At 45.9% G+C, this 20767-nt stretch carries 14 protein-coding genes and 1 tRNA gene; 9 read left to right on the top strand and 6 right to left on the bottom strand.

Annotation, left to right across the window (positions count from 1 at the left end):
• Window positions 1-60: 60 nt before the first annotated feature.
• From KI655_RS09880 to KI655_RS09850, 7 genes are all read left to right on the top strand, one after another.
• Entirely contained in the window at window positions 61-585 is a 525-nt protein-coding gene (locus KI655_RS09880; protein WP_285404241.1) for a phosphatase PAP2 family protein, read from the top strand.
• A gap of 59 nt (window positions 586-644) precedes the next feature.
• Window positions 645-1709, top strand: coding sequence for an MJ1255/VC2487 family glycosyltransferase (locus tag KI655_RS09875; RefSeq protein ID WP_285404239.1), 1065 nt, complete (start codon window positions 645-647; stop codon window positions 1707-1709).
• 346 nt (window positions 1710-2055) lie between these two features.
• The gene (gene leuO, locus KI655_RS09870; RefSeq protein ID WP_285404237.1) at window positions 2056-3015 is read left to right on the top strand and encodes a transcriptional regulator LeuO; all 960 of its coding nucleotides are present in this window, start codon (window positions 2056-2058) and stop codon (window positions 3013-3015) included.
• Window positions 3016-3217: 202 nt separating this feature from the next.
• Complete coding sequence (locus KI655_RS09865; RefSeq protein ID WP_285404236.1) at window positions 3218-5026, top strand: long-chain fatty acid--CoA ligase; 1809 nt, start codon at window positions 3218-3220, stop codon at window positions 5024-5026.
• 458 nt (window positions 5027-5484) lie between these two features.
• A complete protein-coding gene (locus KI655_RS09860) occupies window positions 5485-7224 on the top strand; it encodes an acetolactate synthase 3 large subunit (protein ID WP_285404234.1) in 1740 nt (579 codons plus the stop codon).
• Between the two features lies 1 nt (window position 7225).
• Window positions 7226-7720 carry an acetolactate synthase small subunit gene (gene ilvN / locus KI655_RS09855; protein WP_285352336.1) on the top strand — a complete coding sequence of 165 codons (495 nt, stop codon included), beginning with the start codon at window positions 7226-7228 and terminating at the stop codon, window positions 7718-7720.
• Between the two features lie 103 nt (window positions 7721-7823).
• A complete protein-coding gene (locus KI655_RS09850; RefSeq protein ID WP_285404231.1) occupies window positions 7824-9707 on the top strand; it encodes a sensor domain-containing diguanylate cyclase in 1884 nt (627 codons plus the stop codon).
• 514 nt (window positions 9708-10221) lie between these two features.
• On the opposite strand, the gene KI655_RS09845 is transcribed toward KI655_RS09850, so the two are convergent.
• Window positions 10222-10881 (bottom strand): GntR family transcriptional regulator, encoded by a 660-nt coding sequence (locus KI655_RS09845; protein ID WP_285404229.1) that lies wholly within the window; start codon window positions 10879-10881, stop codon window positions 10222-10224.
• Window positions 10882-11069: 188 nt separating this feature from the next.
• The gene (gene pykF / locus KI655_RS09840) at window positions 11070-12482 is read right to left on the bottom strand and encodes a pyruvate kinase PykF (RefSeq protein ID WP_285404227.1); all 1413 of its coding nucleotides are present in this window, start codon (window positions 12480-12482) and stop codon (window positions 11070-11072) included.
• 430 nt (window positions 12483-12912) lie between these two features.
• On the opposite strand from pykF, the gene KI655_RS09835 reads away from it, so the two are divergent.
• Both KI655_RS09835 and glmS read left to right on the top strand, forming a co-directional pair.
• Window positions 12913-13683, top strand: a complete 771-nt coding sequence (locus KI655_RS09835; RefSeq protein ID WP_285404225.1) for a DeoR/GlpR family DNA-binding transcription regulator — start codon at window positions 12913-12915, stop codon at window positions 13681-13683.
• 108 nt (window positions 13684-13791) lie between these two features.
• Window positions 13792-15624: a glutamine--fructose-6-phosphate transaminase (isomerizing) gene (gene glmS / locus KI655_RS09830; protein WP_285404223.1), complete on the top strand. Its 1833-nt coding sequence runs from the start codon at window positions 13792-13794 to the stop codon at window positions 15622-15624.
• A 75-nt stretch (window positions 15625-15699) separates the two neighbouring features.
• On the opposite strand, the gene KI655_RS09825 is transcribed toward glmS, so the two are convergent.
• The 4 genes from KI655_RS09825 to rpoD form a co-directional block, all read right to left on the bottom strand.
• Window positions 15700-16776 (bottom strand): TRAP transporter substrate-binding protein, encoded by a 1077-nt coding sequence (locus KI655_RS09825; RefSeq protein ID WP_285404221.1) that lies wholly within the window; start codon window positions 16774-16776, stop codon window positions 15700-15702.
• Between the two features lie 310 nt (window positions 16777-17086).
• Window positions 17087-18355 (bottom strand): O-acetylhomoserine aminocarboxypropyltransferase/cysteine synthase family protein, encoded by a 1269-nt coding sequence (locus tag KI655_RS09820; RefSeq protein ID WP_285404220.1) that lies wholly within the window; start codon window positions 18353-18355, stop codon window positions 17087-17089.
• Window positions 18356-18600: 245 nt separating this feature from the next.
• A tRNA-Ile gene (locus KI655_RS09815) sits at window positions 18601-18676 on the bottom strand.
• Between the two features lie 162 nt (window positions 18677-18838).
• Window positions 18839-20689 carry an RNA polymerase sigma factor RpoD gene (gene rpoD, locus KI655_RS09810; RefSeq protein ID WP_285404219.1) on the bottom strand — a complete coding sequence of 617 codons (1851 nt, stop codon included), beginning with the start codon at window positions 20687-20689 and terminating at the stop codon, window positions 18839-18841.
• Window positions 20690-20767 lie beyond the last annotated feature (78 nt).

Raw genomic sequence — 20767 nt, 5'->3', positions numbered from 1 at the left:
ATATTGTCATTTGTAGCTTCTAACTTAGTCCCAAAGCAATGATAAGAGCTGAGGGATCACATGAGAACAATAGAACCAATCGTGCGCTGGGATGTGGCATTTTCTGTGTTTTGCTTAACGAGTCGCTATAGCAACCAGAGCGCTCAGGTCAGTCGAGCGATTTCCCATACAGGCGATGGGCACCTATATCTTCTATTTGCAATTGCGGCGCTCTTTCTCGATGAACAAACCGGACGCGCTTTTCTGATGGTTGGATTAGCAGCATTTGCCATCGAACTGCCTATCTATTGGCTGGCGAAAAATACCATCAAGCGTCGCCGACCTGCAGAGTTTTCTTCATTCTTACACTCCTACATTGTGCCTTCCGATAAGTACAGCCTGCCATCGGGTCACTCGGCAGCTGCTTTCGTAATGGCAACCGTTATTGGTCATTTTTATCCGCAGGTCTATCTACTGAGTTTGGTATGGGCGTGCTTGATAGCAGGTTCACGTATTTTACTTGGCGTTCATTTTCTTACCGACGTATTGATCGGTGCCGCGCTGGGTATCGCGTGTGCAAATTTGGCGCTTAATGGCCTGCTTTAAATTCGCAGGCAACCCTTTCAGGAAAACATTCCAATTCAAGAGTCTAACAAGGACCGAACATGAAAATACTCTATGGTGTACAAGGCACAGGGAACGGCCATATTGCGCGTGCCCGTGCTATGGCAAATGCATTGAAAGCAAAGAATGTCGATGTCGATTTCTTATTCTCAGGCCGAGAGGGGGATAAGTACTTCTCAATGGAGGCGTTTGGTGATTATCAGACGCGTCATGGCTTAACCTTCTTTAGCGAGCAAGGGCAGGTCAAATACGGCAAAACATTCCTAAAAAACAACCTTTGGCGTTTTCGTCGTGAAATCGCAGAGCTCGATTTGTCTCGATATGATCTGGTCTTGAACGACTTTGAACCTGTTTCCGCGTGGGCGGCGAAGAGACAGAAGGTGCCGTGTATTGGCATTAGTCATCAGAACGCATTTCGCTATGATGTGCCGAAGAAGGGAGGCAACTGGATAGAGCATTCGGTGATCCAACACTTTGCACCGACCGAGCACTACATTGGATTGCACTGGTACCATTTTGAACAACCGATCTTGCCGCCAATTGTCCATACGCTTACAGAGCATGAGAAGCGAACCTATACCGATAGCGGTTCTGAATTCAGCTTGGTTTACCTGCCGTTTGAAGACCTCGATGATGTGACTGACTTACTGGTCAAGTTTATCTCCCATCAGTTTGTCTGTTATCACCCTCAAATTATTGAGCAGCGTACCGTCGAGAACATCGTGTTCAAACCGCTCAGCCATGACAACTTCCAAGTAGACCTACATGCCTGTTCTGGTGTGATTGCTAACGGTGGCTTTGAGCTTCCTTCTGAGGCGATGACGTTGGGTAAAAAGCTACTATTGAAACCACTGGATGGACAGTTTGAACAACAGAGTAACGTCGCTACGCTAGAGGCCTTAGGCCTTGCCCAAACCATGAGCTTTCTTGACCCTGCTGGGTTGCGTGCTTGGTTAGGTGAAAAACAGGCTGAAATGGTCTCTTATCCGGATGTTGCCAGTGCAATTGTTGAGTGGATCTTGGCGGAAAATTGGCACTGTCAGGAGACGCTAAGAAGGCAGCTTTGGGACAAGGTTGATTTTCCAAGTTACGCTTCGATCACTTGATTCATAGGCGAGGTTTTTGAATGCCTTGCTCTATCAATTCATAGGCTCAATCATTTGTAACAAATGTAACTGAATGATTGAGCCGTCAAATAAGTCGTAAGAAAATCCCAAAATTAGACATTTTATGTTTTTTTATAAATCACCAAGTGTCTGATATTAAATTAATAATTATTCAGTGAGGTAAAATAAAATTATTCTTTATCAATCTTGTTGGTAGCGTTCGATTGATTGGTTAATAGTAGATGTTATCCGAAACACATCGGCCAGATAAATATAAGAACTAGTGGTTATCTATTCCCACACTATTACAAATTTAACGCTGTCATACCGACAAGAGGCAACCTGAATGTTAGAGAAAAAAGACGCAATGAGTGCTATTGCAAGCTACCGAATGGAAAGCACACTTCGTGGAGTAGACCTAAACCTATTGACTGTTTTTGACGCTGTAATGCAAGAGCAAAACATCACCCGTGCAGCGCACAATTTGGGTATGTCTCAGCCTGCAGTAAGTAACGCTGTAGCACGTCTAAAAGTGATGTTTAACGACGAGCTATTTATGCGTCAGGGTCGTGGTATTCAACCGACTCAACGTGCTCGTCAACTGTTTGGCCCAATCCGCCAAGCACTACAACTGGTACGCAACGAACTACCAAGTTCTGTATTCTCTCCAGAGTCGTCTTCTCGCCTATTCAAGCTAGCGATTTGCAGCCCTTGTGATATGCGTTTTGCACCTAAGATTATGTCGACGATCAACGAACTTGCACCAAGTGTTCAACTGCACATGGACGCTGAGTTTGACCGTCAGCTTTCAGAGCGCATGCGTTACCAAGAGATCGACTTCGTTATCGATTACGCACGTTTTGACGAGCAAGGTTTCTCAAGCACAGAAATCTTCCAAGACGAGCTAGTGGTTGTGGCTTCAGCTTCACACCCTCGCATCAACGGTTCAGTAACGGCGGCAGAGCTTCTAGAAGAGAAGCACGCGAAACTGTCTCGCATCCACGGCCAACGCAGCTTCTCTGAGCAAGCGTACCGTGACCTAGATTGCATGCCTTACTACGAAGGTACAAGCCTAAGCAACGTACTGTACGTTGTGGGTCAGTCTGAGCTAGTAACTATTGCACCACGTTGGATGGTTGAGCACGCTGCAAATAAAGAGCAGCTACAGATTCTAGATTTCCCATTCGATAATGCGGCAATCTCTGGCTTCCTAAGCTGGCACGAATCAAGCGAGAAAGACAAAGGACACATTTGGTTACGAGATCAGCTAATGATGATCTGTGGCGAAGTGGTTGCTCTTGACTAATCGCTGAACACCTTGATTTATAAGCCCTAAGCTAGCGTGCTAGTTTGGGGCTTTTTTATTCGGGCAAGATCAGCATCGTTTATTTTTTAGAGTTAGATGTACTATTACTGATAACTTTGAGCTCCATCAGTTGCCTTTTTTATGATCAAAGGTACACTTGTGCGCTCAAAAAAGCTTACAGGTGTAAGCCAAAGGTAAAGAGATGGCCAATTTAGATTTTCATATCGTAAAACGACTTCGCGAGCAGATTGCTCAAGGCGGCAACCGTACGGCTTTAAAGCATAAAGTCAATGATGTATGGCAAGGCATTAGCTGGCAGCAATTTGGTGAACAGATCGATAAGCTTTCACTCGCACTATTGGCTCAAGGACTGAGAATCCAAGATAAAATCGGTATCTACTCAAATAACATGCCTCAATGGACTGTGGCAGACTTTGCATCCCTACAAGCTCGCCTTGTAACTGTACCGATCTACCCAACGAACACTGCAGCGCAGTCTTCTTACATTATTCAGAACGCAGACGTTAAAGTTCTTTTTGTTGGTGAACAGCCACAATTTGATGCGGCAATTAGCCTTTTTGACGAGTGCGAACAGTTAGAAATTATCGTTGCGATGTCAGATGACATCGATACTCAAGGTCATGATTTTGCTATCTCTTGGCAGGAATTCATAGCACGTGGTGAAGAGGCTCAACAAGCTGAGCTTGAATCACGCCTTGCCGATGCCAATATGGATGACCTGCTGACGCTTATCTACACCTCTGGTACGACAGGTCAACCTAAAGGTGTAATGCTGGACTACGCTAACATCGGCTCTCAGCTTGAAGGTCACGATGAGCGTTTAAGCCTGAGTAAAGATGATGTCTCTTTGTGTTTCCTACCACTGTCACACGTGTTTGAGCGCGCTTGGACTTTTTATGTCCTCTATAAAGGTGCAACCAACTGCTACCTGCAAGACACCATGCAAGTACGTGATGCACTGAGTGACGTGAAACCAACCGTGATGTGTGCGGTTCCTCGCTTCTACGAGAAAATCTTCTCTGCGATCCATGAAAAAGTGTCAAAGGCACCATTCATTCGCAAGGTGCTCTTTACTTGGGCTGTGAACATGGGCGCGAAACTGGCGGCATGTCACCAAGAGGGTCGTACACCTTCGTTGATGCTGAAGAAAAGCCATGCATTAGCAGATAAGCTAGTACTCTCTAAACTGCGTGCGCTGTTAGGCGGCAATATCAATTTCATGCCTTGTGGTGGTGCTAAGCTGGATGAAACCATCGGTCGCTTCTTCCATGCGATTGGTATCAACGTGAAGCTGGGCTACGGCATGACAGAAACCACAGCAACGGTTTCATGTTGGGATGATCGCTGTTTCAACCCAGATTCTATCGGTATGTCGATGCCGGGCGCCGAAGTGAAGATCGGTGAGCAGAACGAGATTTTAGTGCGTGGCCCAATGGTGATGCGCGGCTACTACAAAATGCCAGAAGAGACGGCGAAGACGTTTGATGAGCATGGCTTCCTAAAAACCGGTGATGCGGGCCACTTCGATGAGAACGGTAACCTGTTCATTACCGACCGTATCAAAGAGTTGATGAAAACCTCTGGTGGTAAGTACATTGCACCACAAGTCGTTGAAGGTGCGATTGGTAAAGATCACTTTATCGAGCAAATTGCGGTAATAGCTGACACTCGTAAATTCGTTTCTGCCTTGATTGTACCGTGCTACGACTCACTGGAAGAGTATGCAAAAGAGCTTAACATCAAGTACCACGATCGCGTTGAGCTGATTAAGCACCATCAGATCGTTGAGATGCTAGAGAAGCGCGTTAACGACCTACAACAAGAGCTGGCTAAGTTTGAGCAAGTTAAGAAATTCAAGCTATTACCGAAGGCTTTTTCTATGGATGATGGCGAGCTGACTCCAACTCAGAAATTGCGTCGTAAAGTGATTAACGATAAGTATCAAGACGAAATCGAAGAAATGTACACTGAAAAGTCGAAAGATAAGTAGATTTATCTAAGTTAACTTTTTAGTTGTTTAAAAATCCCCCTAGTCATACATCAAGGTGACTAGGGGGATTTTTTACGTCATGACATCAGGTAAATGTGCGTGAGAGCACATCTATAGCGTGGTGTTCGCACTGAAAAAAGATGGATTATGAAATATTTAGAATCTTTTTGTGGGTAGTTTGTGGTGATAAATTCTGGTTGATGGGTCTGGGGTGGTGTTAGATGAGGTTTTTTTTCTAAAACATGGTTATATCGAATTATTGACCGTAGAAGGGTGTTAGACCAGTTGATAATAAAACGTTACAGTTGTTTCGTACCACTGCTTATTGTTATCACGACGAGCAGTCATAGCCGAAAAAGTGGAAGTATTTCGAATTAGGCTACGAATAAGACCTAGACTATGTAAAAACCAGCCCCTTCAGCTTACCCAACTGACGGGATCCTGGAAAGGAGAGCAATATGACAACGAAGCCAGAGTGCGCCCAATTATCCGGTGCGGAAATGGTGGTTCAGTCCCTAATTGAAGAAGGGGTTGAGCAGATCTTTGGTTATCCAGGCGGTTCCGTTTTGGATATCTACGATGCCCTACACGCAAAAACAGACAAGATTAAACACGTATTAGTACGACACGAGCAAGCGGCAACGCATATGGCTGATGGCTATACGCGCTCAACCGGTAAGCCAGGTGTGGTTCTGGTATGTTCTGGCCCTGGTGCCACCAATACTGTAACGGGTATTGCGACTGCGTATATGGACTCGATCCCAATGATCGTTATTTCCGGTAACGTGCCGAACAACCTGATTGGTAATGATGCCTTCCAAGAGTGTGACATCGTGGGTGTATCTCGCCCGATCGTAAAACATAGCTTCTTGGTGAAGAAAGCCGAAGATATCCCAGAGATCGTGAAAAAAGCTTTCTATATCTCGACTACAGGTCGACCGGGTCCGGTTGTGATTGACCTTCCTAAAGATGTACTTAATCCACAAATTAAGCTGCCATACCAGTACCCAGAAACCATCAAGATGCGTTCGTATAACCCGACGGTAACGGGGCATAAAGGGCAAATCAAAAAAGCACTTAAAGCGCTGCTTGAGGCGAAAAAGCCCGTTCTTTATGTTGGCGGTGGTGCGGTTATCTCTGAAGCTGACAAGCAACTGCTTAAGCTTGCCGAAGCACTTAATCTACCCGTGGTTAGCACACTGATGGGACTAGGTGCCTTCCCAGGGACACATAAAAACTCTCTCGGTATGCTTGGTATGCATGGCTTATACGAAGCCAACATGGCGATGCACAACGCAGACCTAATTTTTGGTGTCGGTGTTCGTTTTGATGATCGTACAACCAACAACCTTGAGAAGTACTGTCCAAACGCCAAGATCATGCATATCGATATCGATCCATCGTCGATCTCTAAGAACGTAAAAGTAGACCTACCGATTGTAGGCTCGGCTGAGCGCGTACTTGAAAGCATGGTTAATCTGCTGATTGAGCAGGGCGGTACGAATGATGCTGAAGCGCTAGATGCGTGGTGGGCTGAAATTAAAGGCTGGCAAGAGCGTGACTGTTTAGCTTACGAAAAATCACCTGAGCGTATTAAACCGCAACAGGTTATCGAGACTCTACACAAAGTCACCAATGGTGATGCTTACGTTGCCTCTGATGTAGGTCAGCACCAGATGTTTGCTGCGTTGTACTACCCATTCAACAAGCCACGTCGTTGGATCAACTCTGGTGGTTTAGGTACCATGGGCTTTGGTCTACCTGCGGGCATGGGTGTTAAGTTTGCTAAACCCGATGAAGAAGTGGTTGTAGTAACGGGCGATGGCAGTATTCAGATGAATATTCAAGAGCTGTCGACGGCGCTGCAATACAATATTCCGGTTAAGATCATTAACCTGAACAACCGTTTCTTAGGCATGGTGAAACAGTGGCAAGACATTGTTTACCAAGGCCGTCACTCGAACTCATACATGGACTCTGTGCCAGACTTTGCGGCTATCGCAGAAGCGTACGGTCACGTAGGTATGCGTATCTCTTCTCCAGACGAATTAGAGTCAGGTTTAGAGAAAGCAATGGCAATGAAAGATCGTCTAGTGTTTGTTGATATCAGCGTTGACGATACCGAGCACGTATACCCAATGCAGATCAAAGGCGAGGGTATGGATAACATGTGGCTAAGCAAAACGGAGAGAACATAGTATGAGACACATTATTTCGCTGTTAATGGAAAACCAACCGGGCGCCTTGTCTCGAGTGGTTGGCTTGTTTTCTCAACGTGGTTACAACATTGAATCGCTCAACGTATCTCCGACAGATGATCCAACGCTTTCACGCCTAAACGTGACAACCAATTCGAATGAGATGCAACTGGAGCAGATTCAAAAGCAGCTGCACAAATTGATCGATGTACTTAAGGTTCAAGAAGTTTCAGAGTTGGATCATATTGAGCGCGAACTGCTGATGGTTAAGGTGCGTGCGAGCGGTTTTGCTCGTGCAGAAGTGAAACGCACAGCGGATATCTTCCGTGGCCAGATCGTGGATGTCACCGCTTCTCAGTATACGGTACAGATGGCAGGTACCAGCGAGAAACTGGATGCATTTATTCAGGCGCTCTCTGAAGTGACTGAGGTGCTTGAAGTGGCGCGCAGTGGCGTAGTCGGGATTGCTCGAGGCGAGCGCTCTCTGAAAGCTTAAGCAAATTGTATGATAAAAAGCCGCATTAAGTGCGGCTTTTTTATTTTGTTAATTGATAACAATGATATAATTCTCGCCATATTTATCCTATTTTGAGCAACTAATGAGAAATAAAAAAACAATCGCTACGCTTCTCGTTATTTGCGTCACCTTTTGTGCAGCTATTGGATTGTATTACCAGCAGCGCTATCAAGATGTCAAAAAGCAGAGCTACCAACGCACTGCGAAACAAGCACTTCATCAACTTGTCTATGCTGAGCGAGACTACAACGTACTGAAAGATCAGTTGGTCTCTATGATGCAACTGCTTAGCCACAGTCAAAGCCTAGTCGACTTCGCAACATCACCTTCTCCAGAAAATCAGAATCTCTTGGAAGAAGTGTGGCAGTCGGTGTTGGTTAACCAAAAATGGTACACCCAGATCCATCTACTTGATATCGACGGTCATGAGAGGGTCAGAGTCAACTATGCCTCACGAACTGGTGCTGTCACTCTGCCTAAAGACCTACAAGATAAATCGGATTACAGCTACTTCCATTACGCTCAAACTCTGGAAGAGGAGGAGATTGGTGGTTGGGGAATTGAGTTGGAAACCGAATACGGTGAGATCTCTTACCCATACACACCCGTGCTGCGCGTGATCACGCCTGTTCAGACGCCAGAGCACCGCGTCGGTTATCTGGTGATAAACCTCGATGTTTGGGGATTAGCTTCGCGTTTAAACTTCTCTCCTGATTTCGACTTCCGTGCGGAGGTGGTGAATCAATACGGCTACTACATTGCTAGCCAAAACAAGAGCAAACTGTTTGGCGACTCTATTCCAGAGCGTAAAGGATTCAACCTAGCTCAAATCGCACCAAAGACCTGGCAAGCACTCTCGTCTGAGCGCATGGGCTATGTGTTCGAAGATGGCAATCTATTCGCTTTCAACACAGTTGATCTTGCCCAGCAGCAGAGAATGCATCTGATTATCCAGTTGAACTCTGCACAGCTACTAGAGCGAGCAGAGCGCGACCTTAACGACCTAGCTCAAGAGCAGCTAATCGTGTTCTTCACCGTGATGGTGTTTGCGTTCCCGTTGGCATATCTGGTTACCCATTACCGCCGTCGCAACCTGGAGAGTAAATTAGCTCGTGCTGCATTGAATGGCATGTCAGCGGTGATGATCTCAGACAAGCAGCATCGCACCATCATGACTAACAACGAGTTTGAGAACATGACCGGCTACAGTAAATCGCAGGTCGATGGAAAAAATGCGCTGCAGCTGCTGCTTGAAAACAGTGAGCAGGCTCATACCGCCGAAACCATATGGGCTCACCTTGAGGAGCATGACTTATGGGAAGGGGAAGTCAGCTGTAAGAGTAAGCTTCGTATTCCTTTCACCGCGATTATGCGAGTTCAGGCGGTGAAGAGTAGCTCTGGTAAGGTGAGTTACTTTATTACTTCGCTGGTCGACATTACGGTGCGCAAAGAGCTTGAAGTGAGGCTTCGAATCCTAAGTGAGAGAGATTCTCTCAGCAAACTTTGGAACCGTCGCAAGTTTGAGGAGCAGCTAGCGTACTACTCTCGAATGGTTGAGCGCTACCCAGGCGATTCTCAAATCTGCTTAGCCCTAATTGATATCGACAATTTTAAGCGCATCAATGACGAGTTAGGCCACGATGAGGGGGATCGCGTGATCGCTCGAGTTGCGGCGATACTCCAAGAGAGCCTGAGAACCACAGACTTTGTTGCCCGTGTCGGCGGTGAAGAGTTTGCCATTTTGATGCCTCATACTTCTACAGCAGAAGCGCGACGCGTGCTTGATCGCTTGCGAATTGAGGTACAACTCTCTGGTGGTACTAAGGTCACTGTCAGCATTGGTTATACCGATCTGACAGGCAATAGCACTCACTCATACAAGTGTGCGGATATCGGTCTTTATGAGTCGAAATCATCAGGGCGCAACACCATCTCTATCTGCTCAAGTCAGGCGGACGTTGCTTAGCTAAAAAGATCACTTTGCGTTGTCACCTCCCTCCACTGGAAATCACTCTGTCTTATCTTTGAGAGATCTTCGTCACAATATTTGTACAGTTAGACTAAAGTCTAATTTGTACTCAAATTTGAGCTAAACTGAACAATAAGTAAACTACCTTGCTTCGTAGAGTTAGTGCTGTACTGACTCTTTTTGAGCGACCAGATCTCAAAAAGGGATGACAACGTTAACTTAATTCAGCTGCTCAGTTTCATCGACTTTTACCAGTAGAATTAGGTTAGTAAGAGCGAGAGTTAGGGATTCATACTGTCTGGTTAAAAGAGGCGTGGTATGTTTGTCGATTTTTTAGTGAGATTAACCATAGGCACATTGGTGATCCTTGGTTTTAAACTCAGTGCACTTTATTTCTTGCCAATGGTATTACTACTAAATACTCATCATAAAGAGTTCTTTGGCTGGTAAATCGAAAAAACGGAGCATTAGGCTCCGTTTTTTTATTTGCTGCTAATCCTAAATTACAGGTCTAAGCCGCTTCGATAACACGCTCGATACGCTTCATTGAACCCATCAAGTGTTGGTCAAGCAACTCAGTCGCTTGCTCTGCATTCTTCGACAATACCAGCTTCATGATCATCTCGTGCTCGTCGATATTAAACAGCGCTTCTGAATCTTGGCCTTCTGAAAGTGCAAGGAAACGGTAGCGCTTCACTTGGTTGATGAGATCACTAAAGAACTCAAACATGTTCTTTGAATCTGCGCCTTCTAATAGTGCTACGTGGAATTGCTGGTGGCGCTCTTCCCATTCTGCACCATTGAACTCTTCAGCGATGTTATTGATGCGAGATAGCTTGTGGTACGAAGTCAGTACTTCTAGCTCCCAGCTTTCGTCACCGGTAGCGATTGCTTTTTTCAGCAATACAGAAGAGACAACGCGTAGGCTCTCGTAAAGGTCATTAAGCTCTTTCTTAGAGACAGGGGCTACCCAGCATCCTTTTTGTGGCTCAAGCGTTACGTACTTGCTCCAAGAAAGTTGAACCAAGGCTTCACGAATTGGTGATGCGCCAACATTGTATTTCTGTTTTAGGTCAGCCACGACCAGTTTCTGACCCGGGCGTAATTCACCGTTGAGAATATCTTGGCGAATCATCTTTGATACTTTATCGGTGAGAGTAGGGCTAGACATTGTGCAACCTCATGTAATTTGAATTCTTAGACTGTTAATTCGAATTACCTAAGGAGAGAATTAACAGTACGCAGTTCTATTGTTGGGTTGATAATACAGCGTACTGATTATGAGGGCAAGATGTAATATATAAAAAAAGAGGGCCGAAGCCCTCTTTTTTATTTAACTGATGATTGAATTCGTCAGTCTTATAGAACGTGTACAGACGCAGTGTTCGTTGTGCCTGAAGCTACTAGAGCACCAGAAACCATAACTACGATGTCACCTTTCTTACCAAAATCAGCTTCAAGAGCATACTCTTTACCCATTTTGTAGAAAGCGTCAGTGCTGTCGATTGAATCAACAAGAACTGGGCGAACACCTTTAGTAAGAACTAGTTGCGCTGCAGTCTTCTTGTTTGTTGTTAGAGCGATGATGCTTGCAGTTGGGAAGTACTTACGTACAGAACGTGCAGACTTACCGCCTTCAGTAGCAACGATGATTAGTGGAGCAGCTAGCTTCTCAGCTGTGTCTACTGCACCTTTACATACTGCTTCAGTGATACGTAGGCGTGGGCTGTCTAGGCGAGAACCTAGTTCAGCTTTAAGTGCGCCGTCAGTACGGTTAGCGATTTGCGCCATGATAGTTACCGCTTCAACTGGGTACTTACCTTTAGCAGTTTCACCAGAAAGCATTACAGCATCAGTACCGTCCATGATTGCGTTCGCAACGTCGCCCGCTTCTGCACGAGTTGGACGTGGGTTGTTGATCATAGAATCAAGCATTTGAGTTGCTGTGATAACCATCTTACGTGCACGGTTACACTTCTCGATCATCATTTTCTGAGCGAAGATTACTTCTTCAGCTGGGATTTCAACACCTAGGTCACCACGAGCAACCATGATGCCGTCAGAAAGCTCTAGGATCTCGTCGAAGTTATCAACACCTTCTTGGTTTTCGATCTTAGAGATGATGTGGATGTCAGAACCGCCGTTCGCGTCTAGGATCTCACGGATTTCTTTAACGTCAGATGCTTTACGGATGAAAGAAGCAGCAACGAAGTCAACGCCTTGCTCACAACCAAACTTAAGGTCGTTCTTATCTTTTTCAGATAGAGCTGGAAGTTGAACAGAAACGCCAGGAAGGTTAACACCTTTGTTTTCGCCTAGTGCGCCGTTGTTAAGAACTTTACACTTAACTTCAGTCTCAGTAGTAGAGATAACTTCCATTTCGATTAGGCCGTCATCTACTAGGATTGTGTTACCCGCGTTTAGGTCAGCAGCGAAACCAGCGTAAGTTACCGCTACAGTCTCTTTGTTACCTACAACTGAAGTGTCAGTTGTGAAAGTGAATTCTTGACCAGCTACTAGATCTACGTCGTTGCCGCCTTCTAGCTTGATAGTACGGATCTCTGGACCTTTAGTATCAAGAAGGATAGCCAGTTGCTTACCTACTTTGTCCATTACTTCGCGGAAGTTCGCAATACGAGTGCCGTGCTCTGCGTAGTCACCGTGAGAGAAGTTAAGACGCATAACGTTCATGCCTGCGTTTACTAGTTCAGTTAGCTTCTCTACAGATTCAGTTTTAGGGCCAATCGTACATACGATTTTGGTCTTTTTCATGGAAGGTACTCTCCGGTAAGTTTTGTTACAAATTGAAATTTATCTGTTTTCTGAAGCGGCCTACCCATTTCGTCAGCATTTTGTGCCTGCTGCGATAATAGAGGGGATTATCAATTGCCCTTCAGAGTTGTAAGTCTTTCATCAATTTTAGTCATTTTATGACCAAATGATTTTGATTCAACATCGGTTTTCTGTGACTTACCCCAATATATCAGGTGAAAGTTGCAGAAAAATAACGGTCATTTTTGTAATTTTTTTTCTTTTCGGGTGCGGATTCTACCACCGAATGAACTCAATATCACTGCTTAACAATTGTCTTAGGACAAGGTTTTTGCGCTATTTATTAATTTTTTGGATCGAAATAAATGGACTAAATGGTTTCGATGTAACTATAATATCTTTCATATCGAAACTTATGGCTCTTTTTTAAATGTCGAAACGAAACACTCAGCTCAGAAGACACGCAATTTCTAACCTAGTTAACGAGAAAGGCGAGGTTAGTGTTGATGAATTGTCCGCTAAGTTTGAAACCTCAGAAGTCACAATTAGAAAGGACTTGGCGTCTTTAGAGAAAAATGGTCAGCTTTTGCGCCGATATGGCGGTGCTGTTTCATTACCGAAAGAAGTTGTGAATGACGAGATAGGTCAAAAAGTTTCGACTCGAAAGCTTTCTCTAGCAAAAGCCGCGGCAGACCTAATTCGCGACCATAACCGCATTGTGATCGATAGCGGAAGCACAACTGGAGCTCTCATTGAGCAGCTTAATAGCAAACGTGGCTTGGTGGTGATGACCAACTCGTTGCATGTTGCAAATGCCCTTAATGAACTAGAGAGCGAACCGACACTACTGATGACAGGTGGTACTTGGGATACACATTCAGATTCATTCCAAGGGCAAGTCGCCGAATCAGTACTGCGTGCTTACGACTTCGATCAGCTGTTTATTGGTGCCGATGGCATCGACCTTGATAGAGGCACCACGACCTTTAATGAGTTGGTGGGGTTAAGCAAGGTCATGGCCGAGGTATCGCGCGAAGTTGTGGTGATGGCTGAGTCTGAGAAAGTCGGCCGAAAGATCCCGAATCTTGAGCTGTCTTGGGAGCACATCGATATCCTGATCACCGATACAGAACTGGCCGAAGAAGCCAAACAGAGTATTGAGTCTCAAGGTGTACGTGTGATTCTCACCGAGCCAGTATAGAAACCAAATTTTAATTATATGCATTTTACTTCCTATAATTGATCTCAATGAGACATGGCCTTTGCTTGCTGCCAAATAGGAATAACCAAAAATTGATGGAGTAACATTATGTGTGGAATTGTTGGTGCAGTAGCACAACGTGACGTAGCAGAAATTTTAGTAGAGGGCCTACGCCGTCTTGAGTACCGTGGTTACGACTCTGCTGGTGTCGCAGTTGTTGATAGCGAATCCAACCTAACTCGTGTACGTCGCCTAGGCAAAGTACAAGAGCTAGCAGACGCGGTTGAAGCGCAACAAGTGATCGGTGGTACGGGTATCGCTCACACTCGTTGGGCAACACATGGCGAACCTTCTGAAGCGAACGCTCACCCACACATGTCTGGTGATATCGCGGTTGTTCACAACGGCATCATCGAAAACCATGAAGAGCTGCGTACGCTTCTTCAAGGTCGTGGCTACGAATTCACATCTCAAACAGATACCGAAGTTATTGCTCACCTTGTTGAGTGGGAACTGCGTACTTCTGATTCTCTTGTTGAAGCTCTACAGAAGACAGCGAAGCAACTTGATGGTGCATACGGCACAGTAGCTGTTGATCGCAAAGATCCTTCTCGTATCGTTGTGGCTCGCTCTGGTAGCCCAATCGTAATCGGCTTTGGTGTTGGCGAAAACTTCCTAGCCTCTGACCAACTTGCATTGCTTAGCGTAACACGCCGCTTTATGTACCTAGAAGAGGGTGACGTGGCTGAAGTGACTCGTCGTGAAGTGACTGTGTTTGACGCAAGCGGTGAGCGTATTGAGCGTGAAATCGTTGAATCTAACGCAGAGCACGATGCAGGTGACAAAGGTAAATACCGTCACTTCATGCAAAAAGAAATCTTTGAACAGCCAACAGCGCTGATCAACACAATGGAAGGTCGTATCTCTGATACTTCTGTTATCACTAATGCGATTGGCGTAAAAGCTGAAGAGATCCTTAGCAAGGTTGAACACGTTCAAATCATCGCTTGTGGTACGTCTTACAACTCAGGCATGGCTGCGCGCTACTGGTTTGAGTCTCTAGCTGGCGTAAGCTGTGACGTAGAAATCGCGTCTGAGTTCCGTTACCGTGACTTCGTTGTTCGTCCAAACAGCCTACTTGTGACTCTGTCTCAATCTGGTGAGACGGCAGATACACTAGCAGCACTTCGTCTTGCGAAAGAGAAAGGCTACATGTCTGCGATGACTATCTGTAACGTAGCGGGTTCTTCTTTGGTTCGTGAATCTGATTTTGCATTCATGACTCGCGCGGGCACAGAGATTGGTGTTGCTTCAACTAAGGCTTTCACAACTCAACTAGCAGCAATGCTGATGATGGTGACATCAATTGGTCGCCTACAAGGCCGTATTGATCAAGCAAAAGAAACGGAAATCGTTCAAGCTCTTCACCAGTTGCCAACAGATATCGAGAAAGCGCTGGCATTCGACAAAGAGATCGAAGCACTAGCGACAGACTTTGCTGATAAGCACCATACTCTATTCCTAGGTCGTGGTGAGTACTACCCAATTGCGATGGAAGCGTCTCTAAAACTGAAAGAGATCTCTTACATCCACGCTGAAGCATACGCAGCAGGTGAGCTTAAGCACGGTCCTCTGGCTCTGATTGATGCGGATATGCCAGTAGTGGTTATTGCACCAAGTAACGACCTACTTGAGAAGCTGAAATCGAATGTAGAAGAAGTACGTGCACGTGGCGGTCTGCTTTACGTATTTGCAGACGAAGCGGCTGGCTTTGAAAGCGATGAGAACATGAAGATCATCAAGGTGCCTCACGTAAACGAAGTGACAGCACCTATCTACTACACAGTACCAATGCAGCTACTGTCGTACCACGTAGCGCTAATCAAAGGTACTGACGTTGACCAACCTCGTAACCTAGCGAAAGCGGTAACAGTAGAGTAAGTTAACTCACCCTTTTGAATAGACGAAAGCCCATCACTACGATGGGCTTTTTTGTTTTTCAGTATTGAGCCTGTGTTATTCGTGGTTGAGGTATGCCTTGGTTGAGATATTGGTCCATGCACGAACCTTCTTCGAGTATTCAGCTTGAGAGTCGATGATTTTCTTAGCGAGTGGATCTTTTGCTGCCTGCTCAGCAAGAAGCTCATCGGTAGCGCTACGCATGGTCTGCAGTACCTCTGGCGGAAAATCACGGACCTTAATATCTGGGTAATCGGACTGCATAGTTGCCCAGCTGCTCGCGTTAGCATCGAGCGCTTGGGTGTACATATCAAAGGCGGCTACGCGGAATGAGGTCTCTAGAATCAGCTGCAGGTCTTTTGGTAGCTTGTCCCAAGTCTTCTTATTCACGAGGAATTGAGTCTCTGACCCCGGTTCATGCCATGCGGTGTAGTAATAAGGCGCAATTTTTTGAAAGCCCATACGCAGGTCAAAGGCTGGCCCAACCCATTCGAGCGCATCAATGGTGCCACGCTCTAGAGAGGTATAGAGTTCACCCGGTGCAATATTGGTTGGCTTGGCACCCACCTTAGCAAACACTTCGCCAGCGAAGCCTGGGATGCGCATCTTCAAACCTTTTAGATCTTCGATTGAGTTGATCTCTTTCTTAAACCAGCCACCCATTTGAATATCTGAGTTACCACCAGGGAAGGAGAGCAGGTTATGTGGCGCATAGACTTCTTGCATTAGCTCCATGCCACCACCTTGATAAAACCATGCGTACTGCTCTGTGGTCATCATTCCAAAAGGCATCGACGAGAAGTAGAGCGTATTGGGTACCTTGCCTTTCCAGTAGTAAGAGCTGGAATGCCCCAAATCGTATTGCCCCGATTTCACCATATCGAACACGCCAAGCGGTGCTTTGTGTTTGTTGGCAGAGTCGATACGGATCTGCAGGCGGCCGTTAGACATTTCATTGGCGAGCTTGGCCATGTTTTTACTGGCATCGCCAAGGATTGGGGTATTCGGTCCCCAAGTTTCGGCGAGTTTCAAACGGTAGACTTTGTCTGCAGCGTGTGCGGAGAGTGAAACGGTTGCGAGCAGCGCCACTGAGGCTGCTTTGATTAGGGGGAGGATTTTGTATCGAGTCGTCATGAGGTTCCCATTATCGGCTGTCATTATTATAGGTTTAACTTAGACTCCCGAGTTATCTCGGCAAGGTCAATCAAGCTTATTTGATGAGAAGTGAGCGGTGACAGTCGTTTCGTTCAAGTTTAAGTTAGGTATGAAGATGTTTGGGGGATATATATCTCTCTTATGTAGAAAGATATTCTGGAAGAAGGCGGGAAGTAGGGAAGATATCGTTATTGCTTAATTGATATGCTAATCACAGAACGATAGCGTCAACAAATAAGCCAGCACATACATGCTGGCCTATGGTGTTGTTTGTTATAGAAACGTAGAGTTAAGCGTTTAATGCTTGTTCTAGGTCGGCAAGAATATCGTCGATATGCTCGATACCAACAGATAGACGAATCATCTCTGGAGATACACCTGCTTGCTTCTGTTCTTGCTCACTTAACTGACGGTGAGTCGTTGATGCTGGGTGACATGCTAGCGACTTAGCATCACCAATATTCACCAGGCGCTTAAAGATCTGCAGCGCGTCATAGAAGCGAACTCCAGCTTCATAGCCATCCTTGAGGCCGAAAGACAAAATAGCGGAAGGTTTAGCCTGCATGTATTTCTCTGCCAGTGGGTAGAACTCTGAGTCTGGCAAGCCTGCATAACTTACCCAGCTCACTTTATCATGCTGCTTGAGGTACTCAGCAACCTTGAAGGCATTTTCAGTGTGACGTTCCATACGCAGTGATAAGGTCTCTAAGCCTTGCATCAGCATAAAGGAATTCATTGGTGAAAGTGCTGACCCCGTATTGCGCAGCGGTACTGTACGCGCTCGGCCGATAAAGGCAGCTTCACCAAAGGCTTCGGTGTATACCACGCCATGGTAAGACGGCTCGGGTTGGTTGAATACTGGGAAGCGATCTTTATGCTCCGCCCAAGGGAACTTACCTGAATCGACAATGACTCCACCTAGAGTGGTACCGTGGCCGCCAACGTATTTCGTTAATGAATGCACAACAATGTCCGCGCCAAAATCGATAGGCTTGCATAGCACTGGAGTTGCAACTGTGTTGTCGACGATGACAGGAACACCTTGCGCGTGGGCAAGCTCAGCCACACGCTCTAAATCAATGATATTACCTGCAGGGTTACCGATACTTTCACAGTAAACTGCCTTGGTTTTTTCATCGATAAGCTCTGCTAGGCTCTCCGGTTTATCGTCTTTCGCGAAACGCACTTCGATGCCTTGGTTTGGTAGCATGTGCGCAAACAGCGTGTACGTACCACCGTACAGCTGCGGTGTAGAAACAATGTTGTCTCCAATTTGTGCCAAGGTCTGAATCGCATAGTTGATTGCCGCACTACCTGCACTCACAACCAAGCCCGCTATACCGCCCTCAAGTGCCGCCATGCGCTTTTCCAGTACATCGTTGGTTGGGTTCATGATACGAGTGTAGATGTTACCCGGAACTTCAAGGTTGAATAGGTCTGCACCGTGCTGCGCGTCATCGAATTCATAAGCCACCGTTTGGTAGATAGGTGTGGCGACCGATTTTGTAGTTGGGTCAGTTTCGTAGCCGTGATGAATCGAGAGAGTTTCGTCTTTCATGTGTCTTCCCTGAACAGTTGATGGAATTGTGACCTTTCATAGTGCCGCCTTTTCAAACAAAAAAACGCAAATCAAGTCACAGCTAAGTGATTGAATACACCGTGCTGTGAAGAAGTGTTGAGGAAATAGATTCAAAGATGCTGTGAATAGGAAGAGCTAGGGTTGGGAAGAGGGAGCAGAAAAGTGGTTTGGCCCAGAAAAGCAAAAAGCCAGAGCAGCGTGAACTGTTCTGGCTTTTCTAAATTTGGTGGCCCCTCCCAGATTTGAACTGGGGACCGAACGATTATGAGTCGTGCGCTCTAACCACTGAGCTAAGGGGCCGTAGGGCAATGATTATAGGGGATGCAAATGGTGGTGTCTAGCCACTAAAGGGACCAATTGCGCTTAGTTCTTAGCCACTTAAATCATATAGATACAAAAAAGGTGAGCCAACGCTCACCTTTCTTCTTATCTGCTTAAAAGCTAGTCAAATCTCGCAAGAGATTACTCGTCTAGGAAACTACGTAGAGTTTCTGAACGGCTTGGGTGACGTAGCTTACGTAGTGCTTTTGCTTCGATCTGACGAATACGCTCACGAGTTACGTCGAACTGCTTACCAACCTCTTCTAGAGTGTGGTCAGTGTTCATGTCGATACCGAAACGCATACGTAGTACTTTCGCTTCACGAGGCGTTAGGCCAGCTAGAACGTCTTTCGTTGCACCACGCAGGCTTGTTGCCGTTGCAGAGTCTAGAGGTAGTTCTAGTGTTGTATCCTCGATGAAATCACCTAGATGCGAATCTTCGTCGTCACCGATAGGTGTCTCCATTGAGATAGGCTCTTTAGCGATCTTCAGTACTTTACGGATCTTGTCTTCAGGCATTTGCATGCGCTCAGCCAACTCTTCCGGTAGTGGCTCACGACCCATCTCTTGCAGCATTTGACGAGAGATACGGTTTAGTTTGTTGATCGTTTCGATCATGTGAACCGGGATACGGATAGTACGAGCTTGGTCGGCAATCGAACGAGTGATTGCTTGACGGATCCACCATGTAGCGTAAGTCGAGAACTTGTAACCACGACGGTATTCGAACTTATCTACCGCTTTCATCAGACCGATGTTACCTTCTTGGATAAGATCCAGGAATTGTAGACCACGGTTGGTGTACTTCTTAGCAATCGAGATTACTAGACGTAAGTTCGCTTCAACCATCTCTTTCTTCGCACGACGAGCTTTAGCTTCACCGATAGACATACGACGGCTGATATCTTTAATGCTTTGAACAGTAAGAGATGTCTCTTTCTCGATCATATCCAGTTTTTGGATTGAGCGACGGATATCGTTCTCGTTACGTTTGATCTTTTCTGCGTATGGCTTGTCAGAAGCTAGAACTTCATCCAACCATGCTTCGCTAGATTCGTTGCCTGTGAATAGAGCAATGAAAGATTTCTTCGGCATTTTGCCGTACTCAACCGTTTGGCGCATGATTAGGCGCTCTTGAGTACGTACGCGATCCATTGAAGTACGCAGTTCGTTTACTAGGTAGTCGAACTGTTTTGGCGTTAGACGGAACTCTTTAAATACGTCTTGCATCATAGTTGTTGCAAGCACGGCTTTCGGGCTGTCTGCGCCGTATTCGTTGATCGCTAGCTGACGATTTTGGTAGCTTGTGCGAAGCGCTGTGAACTTCTCAAGAGCAAGTTCAGGATCGATACCTGTATCTTCTTCTTCCTCTTCAGAGTTGTCTTCGTCTTCTACGTCTTCTGCATCTTCGTCGTCAAGATCAGATTCTGCCAGCTCAGAACCGATGTGCGTCGCCGTTGGTGCAGCTGTACCGTCATCGTCTGGGTCAACGAAGCCGTTGATCAGGTCGGTAAGACGTAGCTCTTCAGCTTGAACCTTGTCAAACTGCTCTAAGATGTATGGGATAGTGCCCGGGTATTCAGCAACAGAAAGCTGAACTTGGTTAATACCATCTTCGATACGCTTAGCGATATCGATCTCGCCTTCACGAGTCAGTAGTTCAACGGTACCCATTTCACGCATGTACATACGTACCGGGTCGGTTGTGCGACCGATCTCGTTTTCTACGCTTGAAAGCGCTGCTGCTGCCGCTTCGGCTGCATCTTCATCTGTGATGGTATCGTCATCATTAAGGGCTAGATCATCGGCATCAGGAGCAGTTTCTACTACCTTGATACCCATGTCGTTAATCATCTGAATGATGTCTTCTACCTGTTCAGAATCAACAATTTCTGCAGGTAGGTGGTCGTTTACTTCGGCGTAGGTCAGATAGCCTTGTTCCTTGCCTTTAATAACAAGTAATTTTAGCTGTGACTGCGGATTTTGATCCATAGATGATATCCAACTTCAGGTCTGGTGAAGGACGTTGCATTCTCAAATGCAAACCATAAATGTTAACAAATTTTATCA

The sequence above is a fragment of the Vibrio sp. D404a genome, assembly GCF_030248535.1.
GTDB lineage: Bacteria > Pseudomonadota > Gammaproteobacteria > Enterobacterales > Vibrionaceae > Vibrio.
Note: the sequence above shows the minus strand (reverse complement) of the source record. Positions and strands in the feature narration are given on the sequence as shown.